The sequence below is a fragment of the Pseudoalteromonas sp. NZS11 genome, assembly GCF_015864765.1.
Classification (GTDB): domain Bacteria; phylum Pseudomonadota; class Gammaproteobacteria; order Enterobacterales; family Alteromonadaceae; genus Pseudoalteromonas; species Pseudoalteromonas arctica.
This window is the reverse complement of the sequence record NZ_JADYWP010000004.1, coordinates 264,473-281,019: the sequence shown is the minus strand read 5'-3', so window position 1 is coordinate 281,019 and position 16,547 is coordinate 264,473. Positions and strand designations below refer to the sequence as shown.

Genomic DNA, 16,547 nt, shown 5'->3' with positions numbered 1-16,547 from the left:
CAATGAATGCAGCAGTACAGCATTAATTCATCCCTGAATATATTTACGCAGCCAACTTAGGCTGCGTTTTTTTGCTTAAATTTTGCTAAGTACCAAGGTTATTTACCGTCAAAATACGCATCTAAAAACGCGGTAAATGACTGGGTATCTGCTTGCTCAATTGCAGCTTGTGCTTCGTTAGACTCTACAACTTGTTGTTCCAGCCAAGGCTTTAAAAACTCGCTGTAGTCAGTATCTGCGTGGCTTTGCTTATATTTACTAGCCAATGCTAGTGCAAAGTGACCGTTGTCTAAACCAGACTCTTTTAATTGTGACACGTAACGTCCAGAGTAAGTAAGCTCTGGATTATGTATCCACGTTGCCATGCGCTTTATAGTATCTGAGTAATAGTTAACACCATAAGCATTATCCATCCATTTAGCGACATCTGTAAGCTGGGTAAATATTTCATCGCCCCACGACTGAAGGCTACGCTGTGTGTTATTAAAGTTAAGCATTAGCCCTTCTTCTCGACCTTGGTTTACTACTGTGTCGAGATTTTCAGTACTACGTGCTTGTTCTTTCCAATCCATTGGAGCTGAATCTTTTAATAAACAATACGTTAAAAACACATCTAAAAAGTGAATTTGCTCAATATCAATACCAACTTCGCTAAACGGGTTAACGTCTAATGCGCGAATTTCTACGTATTCAATGCCTGCTCGAAGCAATGCATCCGTTGGCGTTTCGCCACTTTTCGCATTGCGCTTAGGACGAATTGGCGAGTAAAATTCGTTTTCAATCTGCAGAATATTTTTATTTAACTGCTTAGGGTTTTCACTCTTGTAGTCATCAAGATCACCATAAATTTCTGATGGTGTATTGATTGCTTTTTTAAGGCCCGCTACATATTCATCTAACGAGTTATACATTACGCGTAGTGACGACTGAGCGCTATTTGTATAACCTAAATTACCTAAACGCAGTGCTGTACCAACTTCTAAGTAAAGCGTGCCTTTACCTAGTTTTTTAAATGGTAAGTCAGTTTTTCGACCTTGCAAAAATGAGTTACACAATGCTGGCGATGCGCCAAACATGTAACTTATTAGCCATAGTTCGCGTTTAAAGTTACGAATAAGCGATAAGTAGCCTTCTGAAATAAAATCTTGAAGGCTTGCATTGCTTTTTTGTAAAGAATGAAGTGACTGCCAAAGCGTATCTGGGAATGAAATATTAAAGTGAACACCTGCAATTGCTTGCATCATACTACCGTAGCGATTTTTTAATCCTTCACGGTATAGTGTTTTCATTTGACCAGTATTTGAACTACCAAACTGAGCTAGCACTATATCGTCTTGGTGCTCAATAAAACACGGCATGCTAATGGGCCAAAGTAGTTCATCGCCCATTTTTTCTAGAGTGAACTTTTGAAGGTCTTTTAATTGCTTAAGCGTTTGCGTTGACGATTCACTAACTGGAGTAATAAATTCAAGTAAAGACTCAGAAAAATCAGTTGTGATATGGCCGTTAGTTAACGCACTGCCCACACCTTTTGGGTGACCTTGAGGTGATATTGCACCATTATCTTGTATTCTTAGCGACTCTCGCTCTATGCCACGTTTAATGCCTTTAACTGCATGTTGGTGCTCATTTACTGATAACGCTTCAAGTGCGTTAGCTAAATCATGTGTTGTCAAAAAATCTTTCCTCGGGCCACGTGGCTTAATCATAAGGTTATGGGGGCTAATTACTTAGACTCAAGATTAATACCAATTTTATTGAAAATATGATCATTCTATCGCATTAAATAGCGCACTCACTGCGTTAAAAATTATTCATATAGAACAACTATATGTCATAATTTTCGCCTTGTTATTGTGCTATTTTCTTAGCGCTATAATTGATCACTTATTTAATGCAACTGGTATAAATTGCTAGAACAATATAATTTTTCTAAGTTAATAATTATTTACCCACTCTATACATGCGCTCAATATGACCAACATCATTATATTAAGTCGTAATATTGCCATTGCTCTGGGCATTATACAAATGCTTTAAATGCGTATTTAAGTATAAATTAAATACGCAAAATATAAGCCTAAAATAATAGACCGGAACTTATTTAAAATGAGTTCAATTTAGCTACTCGATATTTAAATTTGATCTAGATCAATAAAAACAATTATTTGCCTTATGAGCATAAAAGGAAAGACGCTATTTTTTGCTTTGTAGTGTGTAACCAATATAATGACAGCAACAATAAAGGATGATAATAAACATAATGCACAATGATAAAAGCTTAAAAAATGAAGAAGTATACTTTGATGAGTCACAAGAGCTTGTTTCTACTACCGACCTCAAGGGTGTAATAACATACGTCAATCAAGAGTTTTGCTCTGTAGCAGGTTATAGCGCACAAGAGCTTATCGGTCAGCATCATAATATTGTTCGTCACCCTGATATGCCAAAAGCGGCCTTTAAAGAAATGTGGGCAACATTAAAACAAGAACACTCGTGGCGCGGTATGGTTAAAAACCGTTGTAAAGATGGCCGTTATTATTGGGTAGATGCCTTTGTAACCCCTATTTTTGAACATAGCCGACTTGTTGGTTATCAATCAGTAAGAACTAAAGCAAGCTCTCAACTTAAGCAACGTGCACACGCTCTTTACAACAAAATAAATGCCAATAAGTCATCATTTAAACTACGAGAACACACCACAATAAGACAAGGCGTTACTTTTATATGCCTATTACTTTGGCTGATTTTTATTGCTGTTACGGGATCAATCTCTTTAGCTGTAATTAGCCTATTGATGTGCGCCTTAGTTATTGCGCTAAATTATGACGAACTGATTGTTACCCCTAAAATATTACGCGAACAAAAAGCAAAAGCCGATTCAATCTCTCGCTATATTTACAGCGGCCATACACCGCATAGCGTAAGTGATTATAGAGAGCAAATGCTAAGCGCAAAATTGCGCACGGTTCTTGGCCGTATGAAAGACTCTACATTAAGCTTTAATGGGATCGCGACTGATCTAGATAAACAATCAGCACTTACTGAAAAAGGCATTTCTTCGCAAGGTGAGCGTTTAGAACAAATTGCATCAGCGATGACTCAAATGAGCTCTACCATTGGTGAAATATCAGTAAACACGGCTCAAACAGCTGATAAAGTGAATAACACTCATCAAAGTTGCTCTGAGATAAAAGACCATATTGCAGATAATAGTAAAATGGTATCTGATTTAGCTTTTCAAGTAGAAAAGGCTGCAACCACAGCCACCAGCTTAGCCTCTGAAGCAGATAAGATTGGTAAGGTAATGAGTGAAATAGAGGGAATTGCCGATCAAACTAACTTACTTGCTCTTAATGCAGCGATTGAAGCAGCTAGAGCGGGAGAACATGGTCGAGGCTTTGCTGTAGTCGCCGACGAGGTAAGGACTCTTTCGTCACGCACTCAAAATGCTACGACACAAATCCATAGTTCTATTAAAGAAATACAAGACACTTTATTTAGCTGGTCCAAAGTAATGCAAAGCACTAAAGCACAAGCCGATAATTGTGTGCTGACAACCGATAAAACTCAAGTTGAATTAGAGGGGATTTTTATCCAAATCAGTGAAATATCTCATTTAGCAATACAAATATCATCTGCTGCAGAAGAGCAACAAATGGTTAGTAATGATATTAGTAATAATGTTTCGCAAATTAAAGACTTTGGAGATAACAACTTAAGCTTAAGCTTTAATGTGGCAAAAGGAGCAGCTGAACTTGTTGAAGGTTCACGTAGGGTGAACGATTTATTACTAACTTTTAAAGTTTAACAAACATAAAAAAGCCGCTATTTTAGCGGCTTTTGAGTTTAATTATTTACAATTAGCGTTTGGAAAATACCAGAGAGTCGTCATTTGCATCAATAACGATCACGCAACCTGGTAAGTAGTCTCCATTAAGTAACTTTTGTGCCAGCGGGTTTTCAATCGTTTGTTGAATAGCACGCTTAAGCGGACGTGCACCGTACACAGGATCAAACCCACTTTCTGCAATTCGCTCAAGAGCAGCATCGCTTATTTCAAGCAGATACCCCATCTCTGTTAAACGCTCACGTAATTTCATTAACTGAATATCAGCTATTTCTTTTATATGCTCGTTTGCTAACGGGTGGAACACGACAGTCTCGTCTATACGGTTAATAAATTCAGGCCTAAACTCATTAATTAATACTTCCATTACTTTAGCTTTAAGGGTCGTGTAATCATTATTACCCGCTTGCTCTTGGATAATATCTGAGCCTAGATTTGAGGTCATGATAATAACGGTATTTTTAAAATCAACGGTTCTACCCTGCCCGTCAGTTAATCGGCCATCATCTAATACTTGCAGTAAAATATTAAACACATCAGGATGCGCCTTTTCTATTTCATCAAGCAATATCACTGAGTAAGGTTTACGACGAACAGCTTCTGTTAAATAACCGCCCTCTTCGTAACCCACGTAACCTGGAGGAGCCCCTACTAGACGTGCGACTGAATGTTTTTCCATAAACTCAGACATGTCGATACGCACCATGGCATCTTCGGTATCAAACATAAAACCAGCCAGTGCTTTTGTCAGCTCGGTTTTACCCACACCAGTTGGACCTAAAAATAAGAAAGAACCAATAGGACGATTAGGATCTGCAAGCCCGGCACGTGAGCGTCGTATTGCGTTAGAAACAGCAACAACCGCTTCATCTTGCCCTATTACTTTACTGTGTAACTTATCTTCCATTTGCAGCAGCTTTTCACGCTCACCTTGTAGCATTCTTGCAACAGGAATTCCTGTCCAGCGAGACAGTATTTCAGCAATTTCATCCTCACCTACTTGGTTTTTAAGCAGAGTCATTTCTTGCATTTCGGCTTGTGAGGCTAAATCAAGTTTTCGTTCAAGTTCTGGAATTCGCCCATATTGCAGCTCTGACATACGCTGTAAATCACTTGCTCTTCGCGCTACATCTAAATCTAATCTTGCTTGTTCAAGCTCGGCTTTAATTACTTGCGTGCCTTGAAGTGATGCTTTTTCAGCATTCCATATCTCGTCTAGCTCACGATATTGCCCATCAAGGTCGGTGATCAACTCTTGCATTTCAGCTCGGCGTTTTTGACTTGCTTCGTCTTTTTCTTTCGCTAGCGCATTATCTTCTAACTTTAGCTGGATGATACGGCGTTCAAGCTTGTCTAACGATTCTGGTTTGGAGTCAATTTGTAATCGAATCGAAGAACCCGCTTCATCTATTAAATCAATCGCTTTATCGGGTAACTGACGGTCACTAATGTAACGATGAGATAACTGCGCCGCAGCAACAATCGCGGGATCAGTAATTTCTACTGAATGATGTAACTCATATCGCTCTTTTAAGCCACGTAATATTGCAATGGTATCTTCAACAGATGGCTCTTCAATAAGTACCTTTTGGAATCGACGCTCAAGAGCTGCGTCTTTTTCTATATATTTACGGTATTCATCAAGCGTGGTTGCGCCAACACAGTGTAATTCACCGCGTGCTAATGCTGGCTTTAACATATTGCCTGCATCCATGGCACCGTCACTTTTTCCTGCACCTACAATAGTATGTATTTCATCAATAAATAAAATGACTTGGCCTTCTTCTTTAGCCAATTCGTTTAATACTGATTTTAAACGTTCTTCAAATTCGCCACGGTATTTAGCACCCGCAACTAACGCCCCTAAATCAAGTGATAGTACGCGTTTATTTTTTAATCCTTCAGGTACTTCACCATTAATAATACGCTGTGCTAACCCCTCGGCAATTGCTGTTTTACCAACACCTGGTTCACCGATTAATACAGGGTTATTTTTAGTGCGGCGTTGTAGTACCTGAATCGTGCGGCGAATTTCGTCATCGCGACCAATAACGGGGTCAAGCTTACCTTGCTCTGCTCGCTCAGTTAGATCAATCGTGAATTTTTCAAGCGCTTGACGTGTTTCTTCGGCATTTGGGTCATCAACTTTTTGACCGCCGCGAATCGCTTTAATTGCAGTTTCAATTTTAGTTGCGGTAATATTTAACGACCTAAATATATCGCCAAGTGGACCTTTATCATCGCATGCCGCCAGTACAAATAATTCACTTGAAATATATTTGTCTTTGCGTTTTTGCGCGTACTTATCACATAGATTAATAAGTGATGCCATATTGTTTGATAGCTGGACGTCGCCACCTACACCTTCTACTTTAAATAATTTTTCTATTTCTTGTGAAAGCTTGGTGTTGAGTTCGTCAGCGCTGACACCCGTTTGTGCAAATAATGCACGTACACTAGAGCCACTTTGCTTTAGCAATGAATACATTAAATGTACGGGTTCAATAAATTGATGATCGCGACCAAGGGCTAGCGATTGCGCATCAGAAAGCGCAGATTGAAATTTACTTGTAAATCTATCTAAACGCATGGTGTTACCTATTAAATAATCTAATTGCTTAATTAATGGGTATGTTTAGGTGTTTGTTCAAGGTGTAGGGGGAAATATAATGATTAAAGATGTGAATTACTTGCGCCAGATCAAACTAGCCATGCGTCCAGTTTGTCCATCTCGTCGATAAGAAAAAAATAAGTCACTTTGAGAGACTGTGCAGTAGTCGCCACCCGTAATATTTTTAACGCCTTGCTGGGTAAGTAAAGTACGCGCAATACCATAAATATCAGCAAGATATTTACCATTAGTTTGTGGTGTAAATGCGTGAATAAATAAAGGGGACCTTTTTTGAAATAACTCAAACACTTCAGCCCCAACCTCAAATCGAGTTGGCCCAATTGCAGGCCCTAGCCACGCATTTATATTTTCACACTTTGTACTAAAGCACTCTAATGTATTTTTAATAATTCCCTGCTCAAGCCCTCGCCAGCCGCCATGTATAGCTGCAACTTCTTTTTCATCATCACTGACTAATAAAATAGGTAAACAATCGGCGGTCATTATAGCCAAAGGCTGATTTAATAACTGAGTATAAAGCGCATCAGCATCGTGTAACTCATCAAAATCAAAATGTTCATCAACAATAACAACATTAGAGCTATGAATTTGATTTAGCCACACGGCAGGTTTAGGTAGGAGATTTGTTAATAATGAGCGGTTTTTTGATACATGACTTTGATTATCACCAACATGGAATCCCAAATTAAAACTTTTAAATGGGATTTTTGAAACACCACCTCCACAAGTAGTACTTAACGTTCCTACTTTATGAAGGTTTTGCCATGTCGCTGACAATAAGTGCATTATCTATCGATATCAGGATTAGCTTTGGTATCTTCACGTAATGCGAGTGTCATAGCAACCATATCGTCTGGGATAGGTGCTTGCCATGTCATCATTTCACCCGTGATTGGATGCGCAATACTCAATTTTACAGCATGTAGTGCTTGGCGTCTAAAGCTACGAAGTAACTCAAATAACTCAGGTGTTGCACCTTTAGGTGGACGCGGACGGCCGCCATAAGATTGATCGCCAATTAGCGGATGATTTAAATGTGCCATGTGCACGCGAATTTGATGCGTACGACCTGTTTCTAAGCGCAGGCGTAAACGAGTATGAGCACGGAATTTTTCAGCAACACGGTAATGTGTAATTGCCGGTTTACCCAGTTCATGTACTGCCATATGCGTACGCTGAGTCGGATGGCGGCCAATTGCTTTTTCAACCATACCACCTGCGGTCATAGTACCATTACACAGTGCTTCATATTCACGCGTAAAGTTTTCACGCTTTTGCAGCGCTGTCACTAAATGCGTTTGTGCTGGAATCGTTTTAGCTACAACCATTAAACCGGTCGTGTCTTTATCTAAACGATGCACAATACCCGCGCGTGGTACGTTAATTATTTCAGGGTAGTAATGTAGTAATGCGTTTAGCACTGTTCCATTAGGATTACCCGCACCAGGGTGAACCACTAGGCCCATTGGTTTATTAATTACCAAAATATCATCGTCTTCATAAACAATGTTTAATTTGATATCTTGTGCTTCGTATTCGCGTGGTGCTTCAATTGTTGTTTCAACACTTACAACTTCACCACCTAGTAGCTTTTCGCGTGGAGTGTTGAAAATTTCACCGTCTACGGTGATTTTATCATCCAATATCCACGTTTTTATACGAGAACGTGAATAATCAGGGAACAATTGTGCTAATACTTGGTCTAGACGTTTACCACCTAATTCGGTTGGAACGTCGGCTTGAAGAGAAATTTGCTCTGACATTAGTAACTTTACCCAATTTACCAGTGCAAGCTTTGCTCGACTGGGTTAGAATCGCTTTTAATAAAAGCATAATATAATACGCATAGTTTACTCGGTTTTACCGACTTGGCCTAGCCGAAGACATCGAAGGTAACAAATAAAATGATAAATAAAATAGGGAAACGTGCATTTGCCATTGTTTTTTCAGTTTCTGTACTTAGTTTAGGCGCTTGTTCGTCTGCTCCAGACCAAGAAGACATTCAACGTGTACCGAATAAGTCTGCACACGCTTTATATGAAGACGCAAAAGAAACACTAGATTCTGGTTTATATGCTCGCGCAATTGAACTTTTGAGTGCAATAGATTCTCGCTACCCGTTTGGCCCATTCTCTAAACAAGTACAAATGGACTTAGTGTATGCACATTACCAATCAGGTAATACTGAACAAGCACTTGCAACCATTGACCGCTTTATCCGCTTAAATCCAAACCATAAAGACCTAGATTACATGTATTACATGCGTGGTTTAGTAAACATTAAAGCAGATAAAAATGCGTTCCAAGAGTACTTTGGTGTAGATAGAGCTGATAGAGATGCTAACCGTACACGTGTTGCATTTACCGATTTATCGACACTAGTAAAACGCTTTCCGAAAAGTGATTACGCGCCTGAAGCTAAGCGTCGTTTAGTATGGCTTTTAAATCGTATGGCACGTTATGAATTAAAAGTAGCCACTTACTATTATGAGCGTGAAGCTTATTTAGCTGCTGCTAATAGAGGTAAGTTTGTTGTTGAACACTACTCACAAAGCAGTTACTTGGATCCCGCGCTTGAAATGATGGAAAAAAGTTACGACCAATTAGGTTTAACTGAGCTTAGTGAGCACGCAAAGCAAACACGAAGACTAAATAAAAGAACTAAATAAACAAAAAGGCGCTTAGTAAGCGCCTTTTTACTGCGTAGAAGAAAATCTTAAATCGCCTCTTCATCTTCCTCAGCAGTACGAATACGTATTACACGCTCAACATCAGTGACAAATATTTTACCGTCACCGATTTTTCCTGTTTGTGCCGTTTTTACAATAACTTCAATTGCACGGTCTACATCTTCATCAGTCAATACAATATCAAGTTTTACTTTAGGTAAAAAATCAACCATATACTCTGCGCCACGATATAACTCAGTGTGACCTTTTTGACGTCCAAAGCCTTTAACTTCGCTTACCGTCATACCTGTAATACCTACATCCGACAACGCTTCACGCACATCGTCTAACTTAAAAGGTTTGATAATTGCTTCTATTTTTTTCATATTAATTACTTTTGAAAGCTCCAGTTGCCTCGATTTTAGACAATCATGATGCTCATAGCAAACAAAGCGATTGAATTACGGTGATAAAACAACCGATCATGGTATAATTTATTGTATAAAAATAGCGATACTTAAATGACTAGCAGTAAATGAGATTAATATGAAAAATAAACAAAACGGATTCACTCTTTTAGAACTCATGGTAACCGTTGCTATCGTTGGGATCATTGCATCCATTGCGATCTGGAATAGCAGCGATATGCTAGAAGAAAATAGAGCTGAGAATTTTTTGTTGGAATTAAAAAGAAGCATTACTTATGCACGCTCTCAAGCGGCAAGTACGGATGAAATAGTTATTTTATGTCCCGCACAAGAAGGCGCTATTAAACAAGCTAAAGATGAGTTTGAATGTGAACCAGAATGGGACACGAATAAAATCATTGTTGTTTTTGTTGATGCTGATAACAATGGAAGTTATAACGTAGCTAACGATGCCTTGTTGAGAGTTATAGAGGATATTCCTGCAACTGATAGCCTTAGTTATAGTGGTAACGAGACAAGTCTTCGTTTTAATACCAGTGGTCGTATTACAACAAATCCGGGAGACTTTATCTATTGCCCTAATAGTGATAATGAAAATAACAAAGCTTTAACAGTATCTCAATCTGGTACTTCTTTTTATACTGGTGATACAGCTCAGACTTGCGGTTAAAAAACATACAAATTAATCTTGTCATATTTGTATCATTTACTAGACTGAGTTAATCATTTATTAACTCAGGTCTTCAAGGATGAGATTATCAATATCAAAAAACAAGGGAGTGACACTTCTTGAATTAATGGTTTCAATTGCTGTTGTCAGTGTAATCAGTCAATTATCGATGTGGTTTTATCCAGACTTCTTGGCTAAAAACCGATTAGATAACCATGTGAATCTACTACACCGAAATATAAATTATGGCCGTCTTTACGCAATTGAAAATGGTACTTACGTCACGCTTTGCGCACTAAAAGGCAGTCAATGCACAAAGGACGAGTGGGATGGTCAAATGTCACTATTTATCGACAAAGATAAATCAACGACTCTAGATGATGATGAGTTACTCTTAAGCACTTTCGAGGATGTTCATGATGCTGATACTTTAGAGTATCCGCGCAACGCCATTACATTTCGTCCAGATGGTTCTTTAAATGGTTTTCAAAATGGGACTTTTATATATTGCCCCAATAGCGATAAAGCCAATCTCGAAGGATTGGCTTTATCTGTAAGTCAAACGGGTAGAATTCGCATCAAATCAACTGATAAGTGTCAGAAGAAGTAATCTAGGCTATCGACCCCAGCAATAGTCAACATCTGAGTCTCCTTTAGACCCTTTTGCACCTTTGAGGCCTGTGTCAGTAATTGTAAGCTCTTTACAATCATTATCGCCTTTTACAGCACCGTCTATAGGTTTAGCTGTAATAGTGAAGGTATTGCTATCGACTACCTTTATGGATAGCTCAAAATGGCCATTTTCGGTTTTACTTTGCAATCCTAAATCAGTAAATGTCTCTGTATATTCCCTATTATCGACAAAATATTGCTCTTCCTTGTTTGCAGCATCTAACAATGCTGCAGCAGCTTCAGCGCGCGAAGCACGCTTTACATATTCAGTATAGTTAGGCAGCGCAATTGAAGCGAGTATGCCGACGATAGCAACGGCTATCATCAGCTCAATTAAGGTAAACCCGTGTTGTTTTTTCATCTAATTTCCTTAATTATTAACTTCGTCATTTTCTTCACGTTTATAGATATATGTTTGTTGGGTTTTAAAGCCAAACCCTACTGTATTGTCATTAACCAACACAACTTTACCATCGACAACAGTTAAACCAGGACCTTTTATTTCTACAGGTTTCATTGGATTTTCCGCATTTTCACCTTTAATACCAGGCCCAATTAAATAAAACTGACTTTCTTGTATTACGTCAACTGTTGGGTCGTCATCACATTTACCATCGCCATTACCATCTACACATGAAGGGCTTTCACCAAAGTATAACTGAGGTGTGTCTGGTACATCATAGCTGGTTGTAAATTTAAGGTCGTCATACACCTTAGTACCGTAATGTAAGTGAAAAGCGTATAAAGAACCACCACCACCACTTAGCGAACATTGATTTTCAGTCGATGTATCTGATGCAGGTGTGAAGCTTGTAAAATAGGCAACACCTCCAACAACTGTGGCAGCAGCTAGCGACTTTTCACCCGTTCCTAACTCATATCTCCAGCCATTAAATTTAGCCAAGTCTACTTCTAAGTCAACAAAATCATCAACGTCATCTAGAGCATTGCCAAATGGGTCTGAATTCATTTGCATCAAATCAGCAGGCACAATAGTATCTGGTGCATTCGTTTTATACGATTTAGTAACCGTATTTTCATCTCTGATCATAAACAATTGATCTTTTTCATTGGTGCCGGTTGGTTTTGAGCGATTACCACTGCCGATAACTATCGCATCATACGGTGTATCTAAGCGTGTTATAACGGTGCTACCATTAACTGTTGACTCGCTTACTTTACTATAAATTGTACGTGCTACGAGTGGTTTATAGAAAAAGCGTCGGTCCTCAGTTGCTTTATTACTACCAAGCTCAGCTAATTTAAAGTGGCTAAACTCGCTAGTATTACTACCAGGCATATCTATACGCCAAATATCTCCACCTGTATCTGCCGCATAAATTCGGTCTATATATCCATCATAATCTGAGTCAAGCGTGGTTATATCTGCAGCAATACTATGCTTACCTTTAAAGCCATTAATATCGGGTGTTAATGCCCATACTCTTTTACCTGTTTCGGCTTCAACAATATAGATACCTCGCCCTGTACTATCTTCACTACGGATAGCTGCGTCTTTATTAGTATCATAACCAGCACCAAAAACTAATAAGGGTTTATCCCCAAATGCTTTAATGTAGGCTATTTGTGGCTTTGACCAGGTTTGTGCAAGCTCTTTAAAATCACCTTTACCACCTTCGATTGGAGCGTCCCATAATTTTTTCGGTATGTTCGGATTTGTTATATCAAGTCCGTAGTAATTTTTACCACCGCGACGCATCCCCGCAAAAGCCCACACTTTATCGTCGCCACTCGCATCAATAATACCGTCATTTAAACCATCACTATTTAAGTTTTTATTATCAAAATAAATACTAATAGGACCGTCCACACCATATACTTTCGTATCGGCTTGATTTTCACGTAGAGGTTCAATAATGTTGTATAAAGCAGACGGTATAAATGCCCAACTTTCACTTACACTATCATCTGAATCCTTAAACATATGTAAAAAGCCAGCATTAGTTCCTATCAAAACTCGAATATCATCATTACCATAATCGATTGCAACAGGTTTAGAATGCAGAGGGTCACCAAAAATATCTTTGCGCTGGTCAACGCTAGACCCATCGCCATCTTCATCATCAACGTCTATACCCATTGCCCATTTGATATCATTACTCGATAAGCTTAGCGGATTGTTATCGACTAAATTGAGAATATCACTCACAACTGAGGTATTAAAATTTACTATAGCTCCCTGATTGTCAGTGTATAAATTACGGCTATCTGAATCTAATGTCGTTAAATGAAGGTTCACACCACCTTGTGCAACTAAGTTACCATCTGCTGGCTCCCCACTTGGCAACCAAAATGTTTCTGCATTTTCGTCAATTAAGCCATTCTCATCAAGTGCCGACAATCCTTTTGAATCAACAATTTGATTCCCTGATACTTTCAGTTTTTTTAAGTTTCCACGCCAACGAGCACCGGTTTCAGGGTAAAACATGGCAAAATAAACAGCATCCCGGCTACGAGTTTGATCTACATTATTACTCGCAACTGAAGGCGATGAAAAACTATCATTTACTTCTCTAATTCTTGAAATAGTATTTTTTAATGCTTCAGATAAAGCTTCTGAAGTTCGCGCCTCTAAGTACTGGCCTCCACCAACTGATGCAGCTTTCTCTAGTAAGTCGATACCGCCCTCGCTCATTCCTGTGCCAAAGCCAATGGTAAAAACTCTACCAGTATCTAGCACATCACTTGTATCAGAGTATAAATCTACTTTTGTATTATTTGTTCCATGTATTATTTTTGATAGAGCAACTAAATAGCTATTAGAATAATCACCGCTCACAAAAGGGATTGAATCATTAAATAAATTATTATGTACACTTTTAATCTGATCATCACGACCATCATCGTTAGTAGGGTCTCCATCAGTCATCAAAATAATATTAATTGAGTTATCGCACCTGAGAGGATCTCCTGATTCCTTTTTAAATGGTGACTTATAAGTTCCATTAGCATCGGCTGCTTTATCTCTGCTGTTAATACCATACCCATAATAAAGGCTTTGCCCAGTAATATACCTATACGCCTCCCATAATGTTTCAGTTAAAGGAGTTGCACCACTTGCAGGCAAATCGTCAACTTCATTAAGTAAAGTGTTTTTGTTAGCACCAAGCCTTGCTAGTACATAGCCACCTGAACTTTCTCTAAATCTCATTAAACCAAAATCAATATCATCATTATCGGTAATAAGTTGGCTAACAGCGTTTTTTGCTACTAATAAGCGGCTATCTTCACAAACAGCTTGTGCATATCCGTTTACAGACTTGTAACATTGCTGTGTGTAACTAAAGTAAGTCTGACTTTTAAAACAATCTGATGTATAAAACTGTCCATTTTGATATCGACGATAACACTGGCCTCCATCTACAACATCCCAGGCCATACTCCCAGAGGTATCAAATATCATTAACACTCTTGGATTTTCGTCTGTCTCTACATCATGATTTACATAAAGCTCAATATCCTCAGCGAATACCGACATACTTATTGTTAAGCCAAGCAAAGAGGCTAACACTTTGTTTAATTTAAATTTCATCTTAAATCCCCTTGCTTACGCTGGCCATTTCTTGTGCTATACCTGTAACAATAGTTAGTTCATGCTTACTTTTAGATCCATATTCTATTGTGGTGGCAACCTGTAACATATTGCACGATATACCTGCAGTAAAATTAAAGCGTCGAGGACATTCTAAATCTAACGCCCCCTTGTTCAGGTTAGTCATTTTGCTTTGCATATCTGCATGATTTGCAATCACCATACCTTTGTCATCACCATCCGCGATTGCAGTTACTTCATCGGGAGTCAGGAAGAACTGATTATTAGCGCCTTGATTTGCCTCATCAGAGATCATGCGCTGCACTTCACCAATGAGTTCATTTTCGGCCACTTCGCGCTCTTGTGCTGCATTGGTAATTTTAATATCAATACTACTACTGCTCATAAGCGTTACAGCAATACCGGTCACTGCAATAACCATTATTAAAGCTGTAATTAGAACTACACCTTGCTGTTTTTTTCGTGATTGTTTTAAATACGCCATAAATTTGATCCAACATTATTTAATCGAATAGTAGTAGTAAACACAGTACGTCTGAAATTATCGGTAAATGTTAATACACGCTTATCTTCATCCTCACCTAACGTATAAGTTTGGTTTTTAATTTTAACTCCTGGGTCTGGCTGTAATGCGCGTATTAATAAAAAAACCTGAACAGTTAAAATACCTTTACGATTTTCCCAATCTGTATACTTCATATCTTGAATACTTCGGTAGGTATCTACACGATTATCACTGTTAGTATCAAGACCAAAAACAAACCGCATGTTCTCAACACCTTCCATAATAGTTTCTGTGTTGATGCTTCCACCAACCAGGCGCTTTCTCATTAATGCAGGTACAGTTAAATTTTTATTATTAACTTTATAAGTTTGTTCTGATAGATAATAAACATGATGGCTGTAAGGCCAAACGGTTGCATTAACATTAAGAGTCGCAGCGTTAACCGTTCCACGGAAAAATTGAGCTTTTTCTTGCTCAGCTACAAAGTAGTTTTCATCAGCCTGAGTCTCATTAGTTACTGTATTAACTGTTAAGCTCTTACCTTGTAAAAATTTTAATTGAATAATGTCAGTGCTTTTAATCGGATTATTTAGGCAGTTAAGCTCTTTTGATTCTCCAGCAACCTTTGCGTAAATAGTTCTAAAATTACTAGCTGTAGCAAAATCAGGAAAACTCCCATTATTTAATCCTTCAAAGCAGTCTGTTCCAGGGTTTGCTAGTGTATCTGTATTTACTGCAGTGAACGAATCGTCATAATAAGTTCCCCAAAAGCCAATTTGTTCAATATCACGTTGCATTATGTTAATTGCAAGGCGCCCTGATTCTTGAAGTTCACCAATAGTCATCGTATCTTTAGTGGTTACTTTCATACCTATATAGGTGAACATAACGCCACCTAGTATTAATCCACCAATAAATAATGAAATCATCATTTCTACAAGTGTAAAACCTTTTTGCTTCATGTTAGCTCCTAAGGTAAATGTAACTAGTTAATACAACTAAGCGGCGCTTTTTGTCAGCCGTTCCACACTTTATTGCGCCAGTAGCATCATTTGCATTAAACTCTTGTCGACCTTGCCACGAAACAATTACTTCTAAATTAAATGCCTTACCACCCGAGCCAGCAACTACTGTAGGTGCAATACATACGGTAGCACCATCTAAAGACCCCGTATTTTCTCGAGCTCTTATAGCTCTTTTCCACTGCTCAAGATCTAAGGCCGCAACTTGCGCTGCGCTACAAGTATTTGTAAAGCACGTTTGCGAGGTTGTCGTTGCAGTTTCACTATCAAATGTTTGTGTGTACAGTCCGGCTATTTGAGGGGTATCGTTAGCACGGATACGCTGCACAATATCATTACCAAGTGCAACTGCAGCAGCACGTTGCATAGAATCAAAGCTTGCTTGCTTTGCTTTTGCTTGCAGGGCAACTGCGCCTAAAAGGCCAAAACTAAGAATAATAAATGCAATTAACACTTCAATTAGAGTGAAGCCTCTTTGCACTTTTGTTTGAGATGACTGCATAGTAGAACCAAATAAAAATTATC

Annotated in this window: 14 protein-coding genes; 4 read left to right on the top strand and 10 right to left on the bottom strand. The window is 38.6% G+C overall.

Translation table 11 applies throughout. The features are described 5' to 3' along the window. Nucleotides 1-98 precede the first annotated feature (98 nt). Nucleotides 99-1,676: a glutamate--cysteine ligase gene (gene gshA / locus I6E82_RS10855; RefSeq protein WP_010554628.1), complete on the bottom strand. Its 1,578-nt coding sequence runs from the start codon at nucleotides 1,674-1,676 to the stop codon at nucleotides 99-101. Between the two features lie 587 nt (nucleotides 1,677-2,263). Between gshA and I6E82_RS10850 the strand changes: the two genes are divergently transcribed. Beyond that, on the top strand, nucleotides 2,264-3,811 hold the full coding sequence (locus I6E82_RS10850; protein WP_197117879.1) for a methyl-accepting chemotaxis protein: 1,548 nt from the start codon (nucleotides 2,264-2,266) through the stop codon (nucleotides 3,809-3,811). A 52-nt stretch (nucleotides 3,812-3,863) separates the two neighbouring features. Here I6E82_RS10850 and clpB read toward each other — a convergent pair whose 3' ends face one another. From clpB to rluD, 3 genes are all read right to left on the bottom strand, one after another. Then, nucleotides 3,864-6,440 carry an ATP-dependent chaperone ClpB gene (gene clpB / locus I6E82_RS10845; protein ID WP_101164058.1) on the bottom strand — a complete coding sequence of 859 codons (2,577 nt, stop codon included), beginning with the start codon at nucleotides 6,438-6,440 and terminating at the stop codon, nucleotides 3,864-3,866. 96 nt (nucleotides 6,441-6,536) lie between these two features. Further along, nucleotides 6,537-7,268, bottom strand: a complete 732-nt coding sequence (gene pgeF / locus I6E82_RS10840; protein WP_197117877.1) for a peptidoglycan editing factor PgeF — start codon at nucleotides 7,266-7,268, stop codon at nucleotides 6,537-6,539. Then, nucleotides 7,268-8,245 (bottom strand): 23S rRNA pseudouridine(1911/1915/1917) synthase RluD, encoded by a 978-nt coding sequence (gene rluD, locus I6E82_RS10835; protein WP_007581384.1) that lies wholly within the window; start codon nucleotides 8,243-8,245, stop codon nucleotides 7,268-7,270. The genes pgeF and rluD overlap by 1 nt, the downstream gene beginning before the upstream one ends. A gap of 141 nt (nucleotides 8,246-8,386) precedes the next feature. Between rluD and I6E82_RS10830 the strand changes: the two genes are divergently transcribed. Next, nucleotides 8,387-9,151: an outer membrane protein assembly factor BamD gene (locus I6E82_RS10830; protein ID WP_007581382.1), complete on the top strand. Its 765-nt coding sequence runs from the start codon at nucleotides 8,387-8,389 to the stop codon at nucleotides 9,149-9,151. Between the two features lie 47 nt (nucleotides 9,152-9,198). On the opposite strand, the gene glnB is transcribed toward I6E82_RS10830, so the two are convergent. Continuing rightward, nucleotides 9,199-9,537 carry a nitrogen regulatory protein P-II gene (glnB, locus tag I6E82_RS10825; protein ID WP_002962211.1) on the bottom strand — a complete coding sequence of 113 codons (339 nt, stop codon included), beginning with the start codon at nucleotides 9,535-9,537 and terminating at the stop codon, nucleotides 9,199-9,201. A gap of 160 nt (nucleotides 9,538-9,697) precedes the next feature. On the opposite strand from glnB, the gene I6E82_RS10820 reads away from it, so the two are divergent. After that, entirely contained in the window at nucleotides 9,698-10,249 is a 552-nt protein-coding gene (locus I6E82_RS10820; protein WP_121954429.1) for a GspH/FimT family pseudopilin, read from the top strand. A 79-nt stretch (nucleotides 10,250-10,328) separates the two neighbouring features. After that, complete coding sequence (locus I6E82_RS10815; protein WP_024589415.1) at nucleotides 10,329-10,859, top strand: GspH/FimT family pseudopilin; 531 nt, start codon at nucleotides 10,329-10,331, stop codon at nucleotides 10,857-10,859. 6 nt (nucleotides 10,860-10,865) lie between these two features. Here I6E82_RS10815 and I6E82_RS10810 read toward each other — a convergent pair whose 3' ends face one another. Genes I6E82_RS10810 through pilV form a run of 5 tightly spaced genes read right to left on the bottom strand, consistent with a single transcriptional unit; the run spans nucleotide 10,866 to nucleotide 16,524 of the window. Further along, entirely contained in the window at nucleotides 10,866-11,282 is a 417-nt protein-coding gene (locus I6E82_RS10810; RefSeq protein ID WP_024607276.1) for a type IV pilin protein, read from the bottom strand. A gap of 9 nt (nucleotides 11,283-11,291) precedes the next feature. After that, on the bottom strand, nucleotides 11,292-14,474 hold the full coding sequence (locus I6E82_RS10805; RefSeq protein WP_197117875.1) for a pilus assembly protein: 3,183 nt from the start codon (nucleotides 14,472-14,474) through the stop codon (nucleotides 11,292-11,294). Between the two features lies 1 nt (nucleotide 14,475). Then, the gene (locus I6E82_RS10800; protein ID WP_007581376.1) at nucleotides 14,476-14,979 is read right to left on the bottom strand and encodes a hypothetical protein; all 504 of its coding nucleotides are present in this window, start codon (nucleotides 14,977-14,979) and stop codon (nucleotides 14,476-14,478) included. Next, nucleotides 14,967-15,962, bottom strand: a complete 996-nt coding sequence (locus I6E82_RS10795; protein WP_007581375.1) for a PilW family protein — start codon at nucleotides 15,960-15,962, stop codon at nucleotides 14,967-14,969. The genes I6E82_RS10800 and I6E82_RS10795 overlap by 13 nt, the downstream gene beginning before the upstream one ends. Before the next feature lies 1 nt (nucleotide 15,963). Then, nucleotides 15,964-16,524 (bottom strand): type IV pilus modification protein PilV, encoded by a 561-nt coding sequence (gene pilV, locus I6E82_RS10790; protein ID WP_197101531.1) that lies wholly within the window; start codon nucleotides 16,522-16,524, stop codon nucleotides 15,964-15,966. Nucleotides 16,525-16,547 lie beyond the last annotated feature (23 nt).